Source organism: Luteimonas sp. TWI382 (assembly GCF_039674545.1).
Lineage (GTDB): Bacteria > Pseudomonadota > Gammaproteobacteria > Xanthomonadales > Xanthomonadaceae > Luteimonas.
Window position 1 is genome coordinate 28,093 of sequence record NZ_JBDJNS010000011.1, and the last position, 16,649, is coordinate 44,741.

Genomic DNA, 16,649 nt, shown 5'->3' on the forward strand with positions numbered 1-16,649 from the left:
ATGCGCGACATCGACCCGGCCCAGCCGGACCCCGGCACCGTCCCGCCGGTCAGCGGCCTGCTGTGCTATTGCCGCCCCGGTTTCGAGTCCGACCTGGCCGCGGAGCTGACCGATCGCGCCGCTGGCGTGCGCGTTGCCGGCTATGCGCAGACCCGGCGCGGCGACGGCTATGTGCTGTTCCATTCCGACAACGGCCCGGCCCTGACTCACGAACTGCCGTTCCGCGAACTGATCTTCGCGCGCCAGAAGCTGATGCTGCTGGCCGAACTGCGCGACCTGGACCCGAGCGATCGGATCACGCCGATCTTCGAAGCCCTGGCCGGCCGCGGACGTCATGGCGAGCTGATCGTCGAGCATCCCGATTCCGACGACGGCAAGCAGCTCGCCGGCCTGGCGCGCAGTTTCGGCAACGCGCTGCGCCCTGCGCTGCGCAAGCGCGGCTTCCTGAGCCAGAAGGACGAAGCGCGCTTCCCGCGCCTGCATGTCTTCTTCGTCAGCGGGACCCACGCGTTCATCGCGCAATCGGTCGTCGGCGACAGCGCGCCCTGGGAGATGGGCATCCCGCGCCTGCGCACCCACACTGAGGCGCCGTCGCGCTCGGCGCTGAAGCTCGAAGAGGCTTTCATGACCCTGCTGACCGAGCGCGAGCGCAATGCGCGCATCAAGCCGGGCATGCGCGCGGTCGATCTGGGCGCGGCCCCCGGCGGATGGACCTGGGTGCTGACGCGCGAGCACATGCGCGTGGTCGCAGTCGACAACGGGCCGATGCAGGCCGACCTGCTCGACACCGGCCTGGTCGATCACCACCGCGTCGACGGCTTCCGCTATCAACCCGTCGGTCCGGTCGACTGGCTGGTCTGCGACATGGTCGAGCAGCCGCGCCGCGTGGCCGAACGCATGGCCACCTGGTTCCGCGAGGGCTGGTGCCGGCACGCGATCTTCAATCTCAAGCTGCCGATGAAGAAGCGCTGGCAGGAAACACTGCTGGCGCTGGACCTGTTCGCCAACAACGCAGGTGAGCATGCGACGCTGACGGTCCGTGCCCGCCAGCTCTACCATGACCGCGAAGAGATCACGGTCTACGCCAGCGTCGAGTAGGCGCGCACTGGAGGACTTCCCATGGCCGCAGGCTGGATCACCGCCGTCGCCCCGTACCTGCCCGAGATCGTGCGCCTGGCACGGCCGATCTTCACCCGCACCCCGCCCCAGGCCGATCTTGGCCAGCAGCGGCGGATGGACGTGATCGACGCGCAGATCGGCGAGTTGCAGGACGCGGCGAGCCAAAACGCCGACTCCATCGCCAAACTCGCCGCCGACATGCAGAAGACCATCGAGGTCCTGCAACTGGGCGCCGAGCGCCTGGAGCGGCGGCTGGTGCTGTCCAACCGGCTGGCCGTGGCCGCTGCGACCGCCGCGGCGCTGGCCTTCGCGCTCGCCGCCTACGCGCTGGCCCGGTGACGTCCCGGGGCGCGTGATCGCGCGCTCACCGCGCTGACGGATACTGCGCGCCGACCTCTCTTTTTTGGCGCCCTTGCGATGGCTTTCAGCCTGCTGACCCTGCTCGACGATATCGCGACCGTGCTCGACGATGTCGCGTTGATGACCAAGGTCGCCGCGCGCAAGACCGCGGGCGTGCTCGGCGACGATCTGGCCCTCAACGCGCAGCAGGTCACCGGCGTGCAGGCCGACCGCGAACTGCCGGTCGTCTGGGCGGTCGCCAAAGGGTCGGCGCGCAACAAGTTGATTCTGGTGCCCGGCGCCCTGGCGATCAGCGCCTGGCTACCGTGGCTGGTCACCCCGCTGCTGATGGCCGGCGGCCTGTTCCTGTGCTACGAGGGCTTCGAGAAGGTTCTGCACAAGCTCGTGCACCGCGCGCGCGATGATGCCGACAAGCCCGCACGCACCGCAGCGCTGGCTGCGGCCGATGTCGATCCGGTGGCGTTCGAGCGCGACAAGATCCGCGGCGCGGTGCGTACCGACCTGATCCTGTCGGCCGAAATCATCGCGATCGCCCTGGGCACCGTCGCCGGTCAACCCTTCGCGACCCAGTTGGGCGTGCTCGTCGGCATCTCGGCGCTGGTGACCGCCGGGGTCTACGGCCTGGTCGCGGGTATCGTGAAACTCGACGACGCCGGCCTGGCGCTGACCCGTCGCGCCTCGGCAACGGCGCAGGCGGCGGGCCGCGCGATCCTGCGTGCCGCCCCCTGGCTGATGAAAGGATTGGCGATCGTCGGGACCGCCGCGATGTTCCTGGTCGGCGGCGGCATCATCACCCACGCCATCCACGATCTGGCGACCTGGATCGACGAGGCCGCAACCGGCCTGGGTGCCTTGCCGACGATCGGCACCGTGCTCGACGCGCTGGTCCCGACGCTGATCAATGCGGTCGTGGGCGTGGTTGCCGGCGGCCTGGCAGTCGCAGTGGTGTCGGGCGTCCGCCGCCTGCGTCCGGACAAGGCGCACCCACCGGCGGGCTGACACGACAACGGGCGCCGCCTGGTCAGCAGCGCATGACCGCCCAGGCGCCCCAGACCCAGATGCCCGCGCCCCAGATCGCCAGCATCGCAACGACCGCCAGCAGCATGCCCACGGCGACAACTGCGGCCCGCCGCCCACGGAGCCTGCGGAACGTCATCCAGGGCACTGCGCTGCCGACGACGACCGCCAACACGAGGCAGGCGACGCCGAGAAACGCGAACAGCCCCGCATCGTCGCTGACCATCGGACACTGTCGCAGCGCGAATGCAGGCGCCGCGCCCAGCCACGCTGCCGCGCAGGCCGCCGCCCACAGGCCGGCGACGCCGCGTCGGCTCAGCGACCGGCCGCGCGCGCCCACAGCAGATTGCGCAGCGGCGGCAGCGCCTGCGCGATGCCCAGCGCGTGGCTGCGCAGCAGCGTCGGTGCCAGCGCGTCGGTCGAATAGACGCGGTTGATGGCCTCGAATGCGTAGGCCGCGACGGTGTTGTCGCTGCGCCGGGTGCGCGCCCAGCGCGCCAGTCGATGCGGCGCATCCCAGGCTGCACCGCGGCGGCGGGCCTGTGCCACCGCCTCCGCCAGGCCTGCGACATCGCGCAGCCCCAGGTTCACGCCCTGGCCGGCCAGCGGATGCACCACATGCGCGGCATCGCCGATCACCAGCACGCGCCCGGCGCGCTGGCTGTCGACCAGTTGGCGGCGCAGCGGAAAGGCCGCCCGCGCCGAGACCGGCGTCAGGTGCCCGAAGCGCCCTTCCGCGGCGCGCGTCAGCGCGTCGGCGAACGCGACGTCGCCCAGGCTGCGCACGCGCGCGGCCTCGTCGGCCGGCAGCGTCCAGACGATCGAACAGGTGCCGTCGCCGCAAGGCAGCAACGCCAGCGGGCCGGTCGGCAGAAAGCGCTGCCAGGCTGTGTCCTCGTGCGGCCGCTCACCGCGCACATATCCCACCACGCCGCTCTGGCCGTAGTCGTGGGCCTGCGCACCGATTCCAGCCAGCCGGCGGAGCGCCGAGCCAGCGCCGTCGGCCGCAATCGCCAGCCGCGCCTCGATCCGGCGGCCGTCGGCCAGCCGCAGCGCGACCGAACCTGCGGCCGTTTCCAGCGCCTCGACCGTCGCCGGGCTGCGCACCTCGACCCCGGCCGCGGCCAACTGCGCCCAGAGCCGATCCACCAGCAGGCCGTGCTCGACGATCCAGCCCAGCTCACGCATGCCCAGCGCATCGGCGTCGAAGTCCAGTTCGCTGCCGCCGCCGGCGTCCCAGACCCGCATGCGCCGATAGGGGTGGGCGCGTGCGGCGCGCACCGCGTCCCAGACGCCGACCTGCGCCAGCAAGCGCGCGTTGTCGTGCGCGAACGCATACACGCGCAGGTCCGGCTCGGCCGGCGTCCAGCCGGCCGGCGGCCGGGCCTCGACCAGCACCACGTCCAGGTCCTGGCCAGCGAGCGCCAACGCACAGGCCGCACCGACCACGCCACCGCCGACGACCACGACATCGCGCACGCCGCGCCGGCTCATGCCGTGGCTCCGCGACACAGCGCCGGCACGTCGCCGCGGTAGCCCATCGCGCCGCCGGCGAGCATCGCCTGCAGGCTGCGGTCGGCATCGAGCGTCAGCAATCCGGCGCTGCGCAGTGGGCGCAGCAGCGGCGACGGATTCGCGGTCAGCCGCGCCAGGCCGTCGGAGAACGCCAGCGTGCGCGTGCGGTCCTCATGGCGGCGCGCCGCCCAGGCCGCCACCAGCGCAGGCGCACCGGAATCGTCGCCGTCGGCGACCAGTTCGGCCAGCGTCAGTGCATCGCGCAGCCCGAGATTGAACCCCTGCGCGCCGATCGGGTGCAGGGTCTGCGCCGCATTGCCGACGAGCACCGCGCGTGCAGCGGCCGTGCATTCGGCGACGACGCGGCGCAGCGGGTAGCGGCTCCGCGGGCCGACGGTCTCGAACCGACCCGCACGCCAGCCGAACGCCGTTTGCACGCGGGCCAGGAACGCGGCCTCGTCGAGTGCGGCGACCGCGTCGGCGGCGTCGCGATCGACGCCGTGCACCAGACCGTAGTGGCGATCTCCACGCGGCAGCAGCGCGGTCGGGCCGCTGTCGGTCAGGCGTTCGAACGCGCTGCCGTCCGGCGCCCGCGCCGTGCGCAGCCGCGCGACGAACAGGTCCTGGCGATAGTCGTGTTCCTGGGTGTCGATGCCCAATGCCGCACGGACGGCGGACGCCGTGCCGTCGGCGGCGACAACCAGCGCCGCACCAATCCGTTGCTCGCCGTCGCTGCCCGCGATGCGCGCGATGCGACGGCCATCGGCCTCCGGCTCCAGCCCGATGAAGCGCGCGGGCCGGTAGCGGGTCAGATGCGACAGTTCGCCCAGCCGCGCCTCCAGCGCCTGACCGAAGTCGCGGGCGACGACGACCTGCCCGAACTGGTCGCGGCCGTAGTCGGCGGCGTCCAGCCGCAGGCGGCCGAAGTCGCCCTGGCGGCTGACGTGGATGCGGCGGATCGGGCCCGGCGGCATCTGCAGTTTCTGCAGCACGCCCAGCGCGGTCAGCGCGTTGACCGTGGCCTCGGCGAAGCTGAGATTGCGCTCGTCGAACACCGCCGGCATCGCTTCGGGCGGCGTCGCCTCGACCAGCCCGGTGTCGACGCCGGCGCGATCGAGTGCGATCGCCAGACTGGCACCGACCAGCCCGCCACCGACGATCAGGACCTGATGTGCATGGTTCATGGCGCGATGATAAGCGTTCGGCCCGGTGCTCCGCGCCACGCCGGCTTGCCGGCGCTCCGATAGAATGCCGGTCACGTCCGTCTCCGCCGGGAACAGCAGCATGTCCGCCACCGCCCGCCGCGCCATGATCCTCGCCTCGCTGGCCTTGCTCATGGCCGCAACCCGCGTGCATCACTTCGCGGCGGTTCCCGATGCCTCCTGGGCGGTGTTCTTCCTCGGCGGTCTCTATTTGCGGCCATGGACGCGCCTGGCATTTCCGGCACTGATGATCCTGGCCGTGGCGATCGATGCCCTCGTCATCCACGCCCAGGGGCTGTCGTTCTGGCAGCACTACTGCGTATCGCCGGCCTACTGGTGCCTGATCCCGGCCCATTTCGCGCTGTGGATGGGCGGCGCCTGGTTGGGCGGGTACCGCGGGAGACGCGCATCCGTCGCGCTGGCCAGGCTTGCAGCCGCGCTGATCGTATCGGTCGCGCTTTGCCACCTGTTGGCCCAGGGCAGCTTCTACTGGATCAGCGACAGCGTCACGTCGCCGACCCTGGCCGGCTGGTGGAAGAACTACACTGACTGGCTGCCGGCCTACCTGTGGACGACCGCGCTTTACGTCGCCGCCGCCGTCATGGCCCACATGCTGCTGGCCCGCGTTCTGCCGCGACCGGCCGCGGCCCACACCCTCGGCGCCGACTGAGCGCAATGGGCCATCGCCTCTCCAGGATCTACACCCGCACCGGCGACGACGGCTCGACCGGCCTGGGAGACGGCAGCCGGACCGGCAAGGACGCGCTGCGGGTGGCGGCCTACGGCACTGTCGACGAGGCGAATTCGGCCCTCGGCCTGCTGCTCGCCACGCCGCTGCCCGAGGACGTGCGCACGCTGCTGACCGCGCTCCAGCACCGGCTGTTCGACCTGGGCGGCGAACTGTGCATCCCCGGCCACGCCGCGATCGAAGACGCGGACATCGCGGAACTCGAAGCGCAGCTCGACCGCTACAACGACACGCTGCCTCCATTGCGGGACTTCATCCTGCCCGGCGGCGGCGAGGCCGCGGCGCGCTGCCACCTCGTGCGCACCATCGTGCGCCGCGCCGAGCGCGAGGCTGTCGCGCTGTCGCGCGTGGAGACGGTCCGGCCGCAGGCACTGCGCTATCTCAACCGCCTGTCTGACCTGCTGTTCGTGCTGGCCCGGGTGCTCGCCCGGGGCGACGGCCACGGCGAGGTGCTGTGGCAACCCCGGCGGCACGCCTGACATGCACCACCCGATCGGCTTCGGCGGCGACGACCGGCAGGTGCCGGTGTTCTCGCATGCCGCGTGCCTGGACCACGACACCGGCCCCGACCATGCCGAGCGACCGCAGCGGCTGGTCGCGGTGATCGAGGCGCTGCGGGCCGCGTTCCCCGACCTCGATCTGCGCCAGGCCCCGGCCGCGACCCGGGGGCAACTGCTGCGGGTGCACGACGAGACCCTGCTGCAGACGGTGCTCGAATCGCAGCCGACCGGCCGCATCCCACTCGACGCCGACACCGTGCTCTCGCCCGGCTCGGCCCAGGCCGCGCTGTATGCCGCGGGCGCCGGTGTCGCCGCGGTCGATCTGGTCTGCAACGGCGAACTGCGCCGGGCGTTCTGCGCTGTGCGCCCCCCCGGCCACCACGCCACCGCCGACATCGCGATGGGGTTCTGCCTGTTCAACAACATCGCCGTCGCCGCGGCCCACGCACTGGACCGCTACGGGCTGATGCGGGTGTCGATCGTCGATTTCGACGTGCACCACGGCAACGGCACCCAGGCGATCTTCGAGCAGGAGCCGCGGGTGCAGTATCTGAGCTCGCACCAGTTGCCGCTGTTCCCCGATACCGGCCTGCGCCGCGAGCGCGGGGTCGGCAACATCGTCAACATCCCACTGGCGCCGGGCACCGGCAGCGCCCGTTTCTGCGAGGCCTGGCGGGAGCGGATCCTGCCCGAGATCGATGCCTTCGCCCCGCAACTGGTGCTGGTGTCGGCCGGCTTCGATGCCCATCGCCTCGATCCGCTGGCCCAACTCGAGCTCGAGGCCGAGGACTTCGCCTGGCTGACCCGCGAACTGGTCGCACTGGCCGACCGCCACGCCGAGGGGCGCCTGGTGTCGATGCTCGAAGGCGGCTACGACCTGCAAGCGCTGCGCGAGTGCGCCGTCGCCCACCTTCAGGCACTGGCAGGCTGAGCGGGGCCGCGCCTGCGGACGTGAACGGAAGGTCGAGGGGCTGCATTGCCGCTACACATGGGATGCGGCATGCTGGCGCCCGTTTTGGCCGAACGGATCGACCGTGCGCCCCGCCCTCCGCCTGCTGCCCCTTCCGTTCTGCATCGCGCTGTCGCTCACGGCCCAGGCCGACGACCTGCCACGCCCCAACTACTGGGCGCTGTGCCCGGTCGAGGATGCCGTCCCGGCCTTCGCCGACGCCCAGGCACCGGTGGGCTCGGTCGAGGACCGCGAAAGTCAGCCGACCGACATCGACGGCGACGCTTTCGAAGGGGTCACCGGCGAGAGCAGCAGCTTCTCGGGCAATGTGACGCTGCGGCGCGGCGACCAGTTCCTGGGCACCGACGATCTCGACTACTCCGAGGAGGACGGCACGTTCGTTGCCAGCGGCAACGTCCGCTACCAGGATGCAGGCATGCGCGTGGTCGCCGACACGTTGCAGGGCGACACCTTGTCCGAGGCCTACCGCATGGACAACGTGCGCTACCAGCTCACGGCCCGGCGGGGCAACGGCGGTGCCGACCACATCCGCATGGAGGGCGCGCAGGGGGCGCTGCTGGGCTCGACCTACTCGACCTGCCCGCCCAGCGACCGCTGGTGGGAGCTCAAGGCCCAGCAGATCGACGTCAACACCGACCTGGGCATGGGCACCGCGCGCAACGCGACCCTGCGCGTGGGCAAGGTCCCGGTGCTGTACGTACCGTGGTTCCGCTTCCCGATCGACGAGCGCCGCATCTCCGGCCTGCTCTATCCACGGATCTCGCAGTCCAGCCGCAACGGCTTCGACTACTCGCAGCCGATCTACCTGAACCTGGCGCCGAACTACGACATGACGCTCGAGCCGCGCTGGATGAGCAAACGCGGTCTGCAGTTGGGCACCGAGTTCCGGTTCATGACCGACGCCACCCGCGGCGTGCTCGACGTGGCCTATCTGCCGTCCGACAAGCTCGCCAGCCGCGAGCGCGAGCTCGAGCAGACCCAGGTGCCGATTGCCAAGAACCGCCGCAAGGACGACCGCGGGTTCTTGAGCTTCAGCGGCTCTGCCGACCTCAATCCGACCTGGCAGGCTCGTGCGAACCTGACCTGGATGAGCGACCCGCGGTATCTGGAAGACGCCAGCAACAACGTCGACGGCATCTCGTCGATCAGCGGCGTCAGCCAGCTCGGCGTGTTCGGCCAGGGCCGGTCGGGCCCGCAAGGCTACTGGAACGCCGGCGTGCTGGCCGACTACCAGATGCTGACCGACTACACGCTGCCCGAGTCGATCCTGCCCTACAACCGCCTGCCGCACGCCTACTTCAGCTGGGAACGGCCGTACGGCCGCTGGTTCACCGCCGGCGTCAACGCCACCGCGACCCGGTTCTCGCACGTTGACGACGTCACCAAGCCCGGCGGCAGCCGGGTCGACCTCAAGCCCTACATCTCGATGCCGCTCGAAGGCCCGAGCTGGTTCCTGCGCCCCACCCTCGCCTGGCGGCATACCGCCTACGGGCTGGACCGGGAGCTGGCTGACTCGATCGCCGACCAGCGCGCGCGCGGCGCGCTGGGCATCGGTGGCGGGGTCCCGATCCCCGACGCACTGCAGGGCCAGTACCAGGCGGCCTTCGGCCAGTTGCGCGACACCGCGCCCAGCCGCAGCCAGCCGATCGCATCGCTCGATGCGGGGCTGTTCTTCGACCGCAACACCCGGTTCCGTGGCGAGGACTACCTGCATACCCTCGAGCCGCGGCTCTACTACCTGCACTCGCCGTATCGCGACCAGTCGGCACTGCCGTTGTTCGACACCAGCCCGCTGACCTTCGGCTGGGGCCAGTTGTTCCGCGACAATCGCTACTCGGGCGCCGACCGCCAGGCCGACGCCAACCAGGTGACGCTGGCGGTGAGCACGCGCTTGATCCGCGAGTCCGATGGCCGCGAGAAACTCAGCGCGAGCCTGGGCCAGATCGTGTACCTGGACGACTCGCGGGTGACGGTCGGCAACGAGACCCAGATCGAGCGCGGGCGCTCGGCCTGGGTCGCCGACTCGACCTACGCGATCAACGACCGCTGGACGATCAGCGCCGGCTACCAGTGGGACCCCAAGCTCCGCCGCGAGGACCTGGCCAGTGTCCGCACCCGGTATCTGATCGGCGACGACGGCATCGTCAACTTTGCCTACCGCCGGCGCAGCAACCTCATCGAGCAGGCCGACCTGTCGTTCCTGTATCCGATCAACCCGACCTGGAGCCTGGTCGGGCGCTATTACTACTCGCTCGCCGACAACCAGCTGCTCGAAGCGGTGGCCGGCGTGCAGTGGGACAGTTGCTGCCTGGCGACCCGCGTGGTCGGCCGGCGCTACCTGCGCAACCGCCAGGGCGAGATGAACAACGCCATCATGTTCGAAGTCGAACTCAAGGGCCTGGGGTCGGCCGGACCGGACACGGAAGGCCGTCTGCGCCGTGCTATTCTCGGCTATTACCGTGACGACCTCTATCTCGTGCCGCCGTCGGAACTGCGCAACAGCGACGACGATGACTCCATCACTCCCGGCCTGAGCCAATGAAGACACTGATCCGTTCCCTCGCGGCCGCCATCGTGCTGTGCGCCGCCGCCGCGCATGCCCAGACCCTGCAACCGCTCGATCGCATCGCCGCGGTCGTCGACGAGGACGTGATCCTCGCCAGCGAACTCGACCGCGCGGTGAACAACATCCGCGCGCAGTACGCGACCCGCCAGGACCAGTTGCCGCCGCAGGAGATCCTCGAGCGGCAGGTGCTCGAGCGCTTGATCACGCTGCGCCTGCAGACCGCACGCGCCCAGCAGACGGGCGTGCGCGTCAGCGACGAAGAAGTCGACCAGGCCATCGCCGCGATCGCGCAGCAGAACAACTTCTCGATGGACCAGCTGCGTCGCCAGCTGGCCGGCGACGGCATGTCGTTCGACGACTTCCGCGCCTCGCTGCGCGACGAGCTGCTGATCCAGCGCATGCGCCAGCGCTTCGCGCAGACCCGCATCTCGGTCAGCGACGCCGAGGTCGATGCCGCCCTGTCGGCGCAGGCCACCGGCGCCCAGTACCGCCTGGCGCACATCCTCGTCGCCCTGCCCGAGGGCGCCACGCCCGAGCAGATCCAGACCGGCCAGCAGAAGATCGACGGCATCAAGGGCCTCATCGACCGCGGCGAGATGGAGTTCTCGGCCGCAGCGGTGCGCTACTCCGACAGCCCGAACGCGCTGGAAGGCGGCGACCTGGGCTGGCGCCGGACCGACGAGATCCCGGCGGCGTTCGCGACCTCGGTCACGTCGCTGCAGCCCGGCCAGGTCATCGGCCCGATCCGTGGCCCCAGCGGCTTCCAGCTGCTGCAGCTGGTGGACGTGCGCGACGCGAGCCAGAGTGGCGGCGCCGGCACGGTCACCGAGTACCAGGCCCGCCACATCCTGATCCGCGCTCAGGGCGAGGACGACAGCGCCGCCAAGGCGCGCGCCGACTCGCTGCGCGCGCGCATCGTGGGCGGCGCCGATTTCGCGCAGATCGCCCGCGACAGCTCCGAGGACAATGCCACCAAGGCCAACGGCGGCGACCTGGGCTGGTTCACCCAGGACGAGTTCGGCCCGGACTTCGGCGGCCAGGTCGCCGCGCTCGGCGACGGCGATGTCTCCCAGCCCTTCCGCACGCAGGCTGGCTGGCATATCGTCCAGCGCATGGCCAGCCGCCAGTCGGCCGGCAACGACAACAACCGGCGCGCACAGGCGCGCGAGGCCATCGGCCAACGCAAGCTCGAGGACGAGTGGGACCGCTACGTGCGCGAGATGCGCGGTGAGGCCTACGTCAGCGTCCGCATCGGCCCCAATCCCGATCCTGAGATCGGCGGCGGCGGCTGAGCGATGACCCGGCCCAGGCTGGCGCTGGTGCCGGGCGAGCCGGCCGGCGTCGGCCCGGAGCTGTGCGTGCGCGCCGCCTGGCGCGCTTGCGGGGCCGACCTGGTCGCGATCGGCGATCGTGAGGCCTTGCGCCGAGCCGCCGATGCGATCGCGCTGCCGATCGCTTTCGCCGATGCCCAGGCCCCACAGGTCCCCCCGGGCACGTTGCGCCTGATCGAATTCCCGCATGCGCACGTCCCCGCCTTCGGCACGCCCGATCCGCGCAATGCACGCAGCATCGTCGATGCCCTGCTGCATGCTGCGGCCGGCTGCCGCGAAGGCCGCTTCGACGGCCTGGTGACCGGCCCGGTGCACAAGGCGGCGATCAATGCCGGCGGCGTGCCCTACACCGGCACGACCGAACTGCTGGCCGACGACGCCGGCTGCGATGTGGTGATGATGCTCGCCAATCCGCAACTGCGCGTGGCGCTGGCGACCACCCACCTGCCACTGCGCGCCGTCCCCGATGCCATCACCGCGCCCACGCTCGAGCGCGTGTTGCGCATCCTCGATGCTGCGTTGCGTCGCGACTTCGGGCTGCAGGCACCGCGGATCGCAGTCCTCGGCCTCAATCCCCATGCCGGCGAGGACGGCCATCTGGGCTTGGAGGAGCGCGACATCATCGCCCCCCTGCTGGCGCGCCTGCGTGCCGAAGGCCTCGCCCTCGACGGCCCACTGCCGGCCGATACCGCCTTCCTGCCCATGCGTCTGGCCGATGTCGACGCGGTGCTGGCGATGTACCACGATCAGGGCCTGCCAGTGCTCAAGCACAACGGCTTCGAATCGGCGGTCAATCTGACCCTGGGCCTGCCCTATCCCCGGGTCGCGGTGGACCACGGGACGGCACTCGAACTCGCCGGCAGCGGCCGCGCCGACCCGTCGAGCCTGTTCTGCGCGATCGACCAGTGCGCGGCGCTCGCCCGCCACCGCAGGGCCGCGGCATGACCGCGGGCACGCCGATCGGCTGGGACGATTTCCTGCGCGTGGACCTGCGTGTGGGCCGCGTGGTGTCTGCCGAGGTGTTCCCCAAGGCGCGGCGCCCGGCCTATGTGCTGCAGGTCGACTTCGGCCCGGAGATCGGCGTGCGCAAGTCCAGCGCGCAGATCACCGACCACTATGCGCCGCAAACATTGGTCGGCCGGCTGGTCGTGGGCGTGGTGAACTTCCCGCCCAAGCAGATCGGGCCGCTGATGTCGGAGTGCCTGATCACCGGTTTCCATGACGCCGAAGGCAAGGTCCGGCTGTGCGTTCCCGATGGCGACATCGCGCCCGGCACCCGGCTGCTGTGAGCTCCCTTCTTTTTTTGCGACCCGTCCCATGATCCGATCCTCCGCCGCCTCCGGCAGCTTCACCGAACCGCCGAAGAAATCGCTCGGCCAGAACTTCCTGCACGAGCGCGGGGTCGTCGACAAGATCGTGCTGGCGATCGACCCCAAGCCCGGCGAGCGCCTGGTCGAGATTGGGCCCGGCCAGGGCGCGATGACGTTCCCGCTGCTCGACCGCCATGGCAGCCTGACGGCGATCGAGTTCGACCGTGACCTGTTGGCGCCGCTGACTGCGCAGGCGGCTGCGCATGGCGCGTTGACCCTGGTCCATGCCAACGTGCTCGACGTCGACCTGACCGCCCTCGCGGACGGCACGCCGATCCGGCTGGTCGGCAACCTGCCCTACAACCTGTCCTCGCCGATCCTGTTCCACGCCCTGGCGCATGCCGCCGCGATCGTCGACATGCACTTCATGCTGCAGAAGGAAGTGGTCGAGCGCATGGCCGCCGGGCCGGGCAGCAAGGTCTATGGGCGACTGAGCGTGATGCTGCAGGCCTACTGCGATGTCACTGCATTGTTCGTGGTCGGCCCGGGCGCGTTCCGGCCGCCGCCGAAAGTCGATTCGGCGGTCGTGCGACTGGTCCCGCGCGCGCCCGAACGCATCGGCATCGACGATCCCATGCGTTTTGCCAACATCGTCCGCGCGGCCTTCGGCCAGCGCCGCAAGACGCTGCGCAATGCGCTGGGCGGCACGATGGAGGCCGAGGCGATCATCGCGGCCGGCATCGACCCCCAGCAGCGCGCCGAGCAGTTGTCGGTCGCCGATTTCGTGCGCCTGGCCAACCATACGGCCACGACATAGTCGAAGCATTCATTGCCGCCCGCTACACTGAGCGCGCCATGGACGAGACTGCCGACTACACCCTCGAAATCCAGATCGCGACGCGCTTCCTCGACGAGGAATCGACCCCCGACGACGATCGCTACGTTTTCGCCTACACCATCCGTATCCGCAATGTCGGCCGGTTGCCGGCCCAGCTCGTCTCGCGCCACTGGATCATCACCGACGCCAATGGCCGCGTCGAGGAAGTGCATGGCGACGGTGTCGTCGGCGAACAGCCGCGGCTCGAGCCGGGCGAGGCCTTCACCTACACCTCCGGCGCAGTGCTGTCGACGGCGGTCGGGACGATGGAGGGCAGCTACGACATGGTCGGCGACGACGGCGCGCACTTCGACGCCCCGATCCCGCCGTTCACGCTGTCGGTCCCGCGTACCCTGCACTGATGGCGATCTGGGCGATCGGCGACCTGCAGGGTTGCTACGGTGCGACCGCGCGATTGCTCGAGGCGATCCGCTTCGATCCGGCCGTCGACCGGCTGTGGTTCTGCGGCGACCTGGTCAATCGCGGCGGCGAATCGGTCGAGACGCTGCGGCTGGTGCACTCGCTGCGCGAGAACGTCGTCAGCGTGCTGGGCAACCACGACCTGTCGCTGCTGGCGATCGCCGAGCGTCGCGAAGAGGACCAGCGCAAGGTCAATCCCGATCTGCGCGGTGTGCTGTTCGCGCACGACCGCGACGTGCTGCTCGACTGGCTGCGCGCCTGTCCGCTGCTGCACGTGGACCGCGCGCTGGGCTGGATGATGCTGCACGCCGGTCTTGCGCCGCGCTGGACCACCCAACTGGCCGAGAAGCACGCCGCCGAGATCGAACGCAAGCTGCGCAGCCCCGGCTATCGCAAGCTGCTGCGCAACATGTACGGCGATCGCCCGGCGTGGTCGCCGAACCTGACCGGGCCTGATCGCGATCGCGCGATCATCAACATCTTCACCCGAATGCGCTATTGCGCGCCCAAGGGCCGCATCGCATTCGAAGAGAAGGGCGCGCCCGGCACCCAGCAACCGGGACTCTATCCCTGGTACGAGGTCCCGGGGCGTGCCGAGCGCGACCTGAAGATCGTCTGCGGTCACTGGTCGACGCTGGGCCTGTTCATCGGCCACGGCATCCACGCGCTCGACACCGGCGCGGTGTGGGGCGGCAAGCTGACCGCACTGCAGCTCGATGCCGAGACGCTGCGCATCGTGCAGGTGCCCGGACGCGACGTGCCGCCACCGGTGAGATGAGGCGGCGTCCGGGCCCGCACGCCGCACTGGCGGCGCTCGCACTGGCCGGACTGTTGCTGTCGGCGGCGGCCTTCGCGCATCCGCTGACGGACGCGGCCCGGCGTCAGGTCGGCGTCACCGTCCGCTACGACCCGGCCTACGTGCGCCTGGACTATCCCGGCGGCGACGTGCCGGCCGACCGCGGCGTCTGCACCGATGTCGTGGTGCGCGCGCTGCGCACGCAGGGCATCGATCTGCAGCAGCGCATCCATCAGGACAAGCGCGCCCATCCGCAGGCCTACCCGCGCCAGTGGCGGCACCTGGCCGCCGACCCGCACATCGACCATCGACGCGTCCCCAACCAGACGACCTGGTTCGCGCGCCAGGGCTGGTCGCGGCCCGTCGTGCAAGCCCGCGGCGATTACCGAGCGGGCGACATCGTCGCCTGGCGCCTGGACAGCGGCCTGCTGCACATCGGCATCGTGTCCGACCGCAAGGCCGGCGACGGCACGCCCCTGGTGCTGCACAACATCGCCCGCGGCACGCGCGAGGAAAACGTGTTGCTGCGCTGGCGCATCATCGGTCACTACCGACCGGCGGTCGCGCCGGTGCCGGACGCTCAGGCGCGGCGGTAGTCGACGAATGCGAAGGCGTGCGCGTGGCGCGTGTCGGCGGCGTGCTCCTGCCGCGCGGTCTGGATCCAGTCGGCGGCATCGAACGCCGGAAACCAGGCATCGGCGCCGTCGACCTCGGCATCGACGCAGGTCAGCGACAGGTGCGTGGCGCGCGCCAACGCCAGCGCGTAGACCTCGCCGCCGCCGATCACGCACAGCGCCTGGGCGCCGTCGCCTGCGGCCAGCGCGAGCGCCGCATCGAGCGACGCGACCGCCTCCATGCCGTCGAACGGCGCACGGCCCGAACGCGTGAGCACCAGATTGCGGCGACCGGGCAGCGCGCGGCCGATCGACTCGGCGGTGCGTCGCCCCATCAGCACCGGCTGGCCCAGCGTCAACGCCTTGAAGCGCTTCAGGTCGTCGGGCAGATGCCACAGCAGCGCATTGCCGCCGCCGATCGCGCGATTGCGATCGAGCGCGGCGATCAACACGATTCGCGGCGTGTCGCGTTCGGCCGCCATGCCGGACACGGCCGACTGCCGCTCGGTCATACCGCGACCGGCGCCTTGATCGCCGGCAACGGGTCGTAACCGTCGAAAGCGATGTCGTCGTAGCCGAACGCGAACAGATCGCTCACCGCCGGGTTCAAGCGCAGCCGCGGCAGCGGGCGCGGCATGCGCGTGAGCTGCTCGCGCGCCTGCTCGAAGTGGTTGGCGTACAGGTGCGCGTCGCCGAGCGTGTGCACGAAATCGCCCACGCCCAGCCCGGTCGCCTGCGCGACCATGTGCGTGAGCAGCGCATAGCTGGCGATGTTGAACGGCACGCCGAGGAAGATATCGCCGCTGCGCTGGTAGAGCTGGCAGCTCAGGCGGCCGTCGACCACGTAGAACTGGAACATCGTGTGGCAGGGCATCAGCGCCATCTGCGGCAGGTCGGCGACGTTCCAGGCACTGACGATCAGCCGGCGCGAGTCGGGATTGCGTACGATCTCATCGACGACCCAGCGGATCTGGTCGATCTCGCGGCCGTCGCTGCCGGTCCAGCGGCGCCACTGCTTGCCGTAGACCGGTCCCAGTTCGCCGTCGGCGTCGGCCCACTCGTCCCAGATGCCGACCTTGTGGGCCTTCAGGTAGCCGATGTTGGTCTCGCCTTTCAGGAACCACAGCAGCTCATGGACGATCGAGCGCAGGTGCAGCTTCTTGGTCGTGACCAGCGGAAAGCCATCGGCCAGATCGAAGCGCATCTGCCAGCCGAATACGCTGCGCGTACCGGTGCCGGTGCGGTCGGCCTTGTCGCTGCCGTGCTCAAGCACGTGGCGCAGCAGATCCAGGTACTGGCGCATG

The 16,649-nt window shown here is 70.5% G+C and carries 18 protein-coding genes and 1 pseudogene; 14 read left to right on the forward strand and 5 right to left on the reverse strand.

Features of this window, described 5'->3' with window-relative positions; genetic code table 11:
* From rlmM to ABE505_RS09135, 3 genes are all read left to right on the forward strand, one after another.
* Positions 1-1,098, forward strand: a complete 1,098-nt coding sequence (rlmM, locus tag ABE505_RS09125) for a 23S rRNA (cytidine(2498)-2'-O)-methyltransferase RlmM (protein ID WP_346442960.1) — start codon at positions 1-3, stop codon at positions 1,096-1,098.
* Between the two features lie 21 nt (positions 1,099-1,119).
* A complete protein-coding gene (locus tag ABE505_RS09130) occupies positions 1,120-1,458 on the forward strand; it encodes a hypothetical protein (protein WP_346442962.1) in 339 nt (112 codons plus the stop codon).
* Positions 1,459-1,536: 78 nt separating this feature from the next.
* Positions 1,537-2,478 carry a DUF808 domain-containing protein gene (locus ABE505_RS09135; RefSeq protein WP_346442964.1) on the forward strand — a complete coding sequence of 314 codons (942 nt, stop codon included), beginning with the start codon at positions 1,537-1,539 and terminating at the stop codon, positions 2,476-2,478.
* A gap of 22 nt (positions 2,479-2,500) precedes the next feature.
* On the opposite strand, the gene ABE505_RS09140 is transcribed toward ABE505_RS09135, so the two are convergent.
* The 3 genes from ABE505_RS09140 to ubiH form a co-directional block, all read right to left on the reverse strand.
* Positions 2,501-2,722 (reverse strand): hypothetical protein, encoded by a 222-nt coding sequence (locus tag ABE505_RS09140; RefSeq protein ID WP_346442965.1) that lies wholly within the window; start codon positions 2,720-2,722, stop codon positions 2,501-2,503.
* A gap of 89 nt (positions 2,723-2,811) precedes the next feature.
* Entirely contained in the window at positions 2,812-3,990 is a 1,179-nt protein-coding gene (locus ABE505_RS09145; RefSeq protein WP_346442967.1) for an FAD-dependent oxidoreductase, read from the reverse strand.
* Positions 3,987-5,195 (reverse strand): 2-octaprenyl-6-methoxyphenyl hydroxylase, encoded by a 1,209-nt coding sequence (gene ubiH, locus ABE505_RS09150; protein ID WP_346442969.1) that lies wholly within the window; start codon positions 5,193-5,195, stop codon positions 3,987-3,989. Before ubiH ends, ABE505_RS09145 begins: the two co-directional genes overlap by 4 nt.
* A gap of 100 nt (positions 5,196-5,295) precedes the next feature.
* Between ubiH and ABE505_RS09155 the strand changes: the two genes are divergently transcribed.
* The 11 genes and pseudogenes from ABE505_RS09155 to ABE505_RS09205 all read left to right on the forward strand — a co-directional run bounded on the left by ABE505_RS09155 (position 5,296) and on the right by ABE505_RS09205 (position 15,327).
* Positions 5,296-5,883 (forward strand): hypothetical protein, encoded by a 588-nt coding sequence (locus ABE505_RS09155; RefSeq protein WP_346442971.1) that lies wholly within the window; start codon positions 5,296-5,298, stop codon positions 5,881-5,883.
* A 5-nt stretch (positions 5,884-5,888) separates the two neighbouring features.
* A complete protein-coding gene (locus ABE505_RS09160; RefSeq protein WP_346442973.1) occupies positions 5,889-6,440 on the forward strand; it encodes a cob(I)yrinic acid a,c-diamide adenosyltransferase in 552 nt (183 codons plus the stop codon).
* A gap of 40 nt (positions 6,441-6,480) precedes the next feature.
* Positions 6,481-7,392 (forward strand): histone deacetylase family protein, encoded by a 912-nt coding sequence (locus ABE505_RS09165; RefSeq protein WP_346443091.1) that lies wholly within the window; start codon positions 6,481-6,483, stop codon positions 7,390-7,392.
* Between the two features lie 103 nt (positions 7,393-7,495).
* A complete protein-coding gene (gene lptD / locus ABE505_RS09170; RefSeq protein WP_346442974.1) occupies positions 7,496-9,973 on the forward strand; it encodes an LPS-assembly protein LptD in 2,478 nt (825 codons plus the stop codon).
* A complete protein-coding gene (locus ABE505_RS09175; protein WP_346442975.1) occupies positions 9,970-11,289 on the forward strand; it encodes a peptidylprolyl isomerase in 1,320 nt (439 codons plus the stop codon). Before lptD ends, ABE505_RS09175 begins: the two co-directional genes overlap by 4 nt.
* A gap of 3 nt (positions 11,290-11,292) precedes the next feature.
* Positions 11,293-12,273: a 4-hydroxythreonine-4-phosphate dehydrogenase PdxA gene (gene pdxA, locus ABE505_RS09180; protein ID WP_346442977.1), complete on the forward strand. Its 981-nt coding sequence runs from the start codon at positions 11,293-11,295 to the stop codon at positions 12,271-12,273.
* Positions 12,270-12,617 carry a tRNA-binding protein gene (locus tag ABE505_RS09185; RefSeq protein WP_346442979.1) on the forward strand — a complete coding sequence of 116 codons (348 nt, stop codon included), beginning with the start codon at positions 12,270-12,272 and terminating at the stop codon, positions 12,615-12,617. The genes pdxA and ABE505_RS09185 overlap by 4 nt, the downstream gene beginning before the upstream one ends.
* Positions 12,618-12,645: 28 nt before the next feature.
* Positions 12,646-13,455 (forward strand): 16S rRNA (adenine(1518)-N(6)/adenine(1519)-N(6))-dimethyltransferase RsmA, encoded by an 810-nt coding sequence (gene rsmA, locus ABE505_RS09190; protein ID WP_346442980.1) that lies wholly within the window; start codon positions 12,646-12,648, stop codon positions 13,453-13,455.
* 38 nt (positions 13,456-13,493) lie between these two features.
* The gene (apaG, locus tag ABE505_RS09195) at positions 13,494-13,877 is read left to right on the forward strand and encodes a Co2+/Mg2+ efflux protein ApaG (RefSeq protein WP_047137325.1); all 384 of its coding nucleotides are present in this window, start codon (positions 13,494-13,496) and stop codon (positions 13,875-13,877) included.
* Positions 13,877-14,707 (forward strand): annotated as a pseudogene (locus ABE505_RS09200) (symmetrical bis(5'-nucleosyl)-tetraphosphatase); the annotation flags it as partial. The gene apaG and the pseudogene ABE505_RS09200, both read left to right, overlap by 1 nt.
* A 2-nt stretch (positions 14,708-14,709) precedes the next feature.
* Positions 14,710-15,327, forward strand: coding sequence for a DUF1287 domain-containing protein (locus ABE505_RS09205; RefSeq protein WP_346442983.1), 618 nt, complete (start codon positions 14,710-14,712; stop codon positions 15,325-15,327).
* Here the strand turns inward: ABE505_RS09205 and ABE505_RS09210 are convergent.
* Entirely contained in the window at positions 15,312-15,857 is a 546-nt protein-coding gene (locus ABE505_RS09210; RefSeq protein WP_346442985.1) for a dihydrofolate reductase, read from the reverse strand. The genes ABE505_RS09205 and ABE505_RS09210 overlap by 16 nt on opposite strands.
* Complete coding sequence (locus ABE505_RS09215; RefSeq protein ID WP_346442986.1) at positions 15,854-16,648, reverse strand: thymidylate synthase; 795 nt, start codon at positions 16,646-16,648, stop codon at positions 15,854-15,856. Before ABE505_RS09215 ends, ABE505_RS09210 begins: the two co-directional genes overlap by 4 nt.
* Position 16,649: the final 1 nt, after the last annotated feature.

Coding starts and splice junctions, on each gene's coding strand:
- rlmM (WP_346442960.1), top strand. CDS start 1: ATGCGCGACATCGACCCGGCCCAGCCGGACCCCGGCACCGTCCCGCCG.
- ABE505_RS09130 (WP_346442962.1), top strand. CDS start 1,120: ATGGCCGCAGGCTGGATCACCGCCGTCGCCCCGTACCTGCCCGAGATC.
- ABE505_RS09135 (WP_346442964.1), top strand. CDS start 1,537: ATGGCTTTCAGCCTGCTGACCCTGCTCGACGATATCGCGACCGTGCTC.
- ABE505_RS09140 (WP_346442965.1), bottom strand. CDS start 2,722: ATGGTCAGCGACGATGCGGGGCTGTTCGCGTTTCTCGGCGTCGCCTGC.
- ABE505_RS09145 (WP_346442967.1), bottom strand. CDS start 3,990: ATGAGCCGGCGCGGCGTGCGCGATGTCGTGGTCGTCGGCGGTGGCGTG.
- ubiH (WP_346442969.1), bottom strand. CDS start 5,195: ATGAACCATGCACATCAGGTCCTGATCGTCGGTGGCGGGCTGGTCGGT.
- ABE505_RS09155 (WP_346442971.1), top strand. CDS start 5,296: ATGTCCGCCACCGCCCGCCGCGCCATGATCCTCGCCTCGCTGGCCTTG.
- ABE505_RS09160 (WP_346442973.1), top strand. CDS start 5,889: ATGGGCCATCGCCTCTCCAGGATCTACACCCGCACCGGCGACGACGGC.
- ABE505_RS09175 (WP_346442975.1), top strand. CDS start 9,970: ATGAAGACACTGATCCGTTCCCTCGCGGCCGCCATCGTGCTGTGCGCC.
- pdxA (WP_346442977.1), top strand. CDS start 11,293: ATGACCCGGCCCAGGCTGGCGCTGGTGCCGGGCGAGCCGGCCGGCGTC.
- ABE505_RS09185 (WP_346442979.1), top strand. CDS start 12,270: ATGACCGCGGGCACGCCGATCGGCTGGGACGATTTCCTGCGCGTGGAC.
- rsmA (WP_346442980.1), top strand. CDS start 12,646: ATGATCCGATCCTCCGCCGCCTCCGGCAGCTTCACCGAACCGCCGAAG.
- apaG (WP_047137325.1), top strand. CDS start 13,494: ATGGACGAGACTGCCGACTACACCCTCGAAATCCAGATCGCGACGCGC.
- ABE505_RS09205 (WP_346442983.1), top strand. CDS start 14,710: ATGAGGCGGCGTCCGGGCCCGCACGCCGCACTGGCGGCGCTCGCACTG.
- ABE505_RS09210 (WP_346442985.1), bottom strand. CDS start 15,857: ATGACCGAGCGGCAGTCGGCCGTGTCCGGCATGGCGGCCGAACGCGAC.
- ABE505_RS09215 (WP_346442986.1), bottom strand. CDS start 16,648: ATGCGCCAGTACCTGGATCTGCTGCGCCACGTGCTTGAGCACGGCAGC.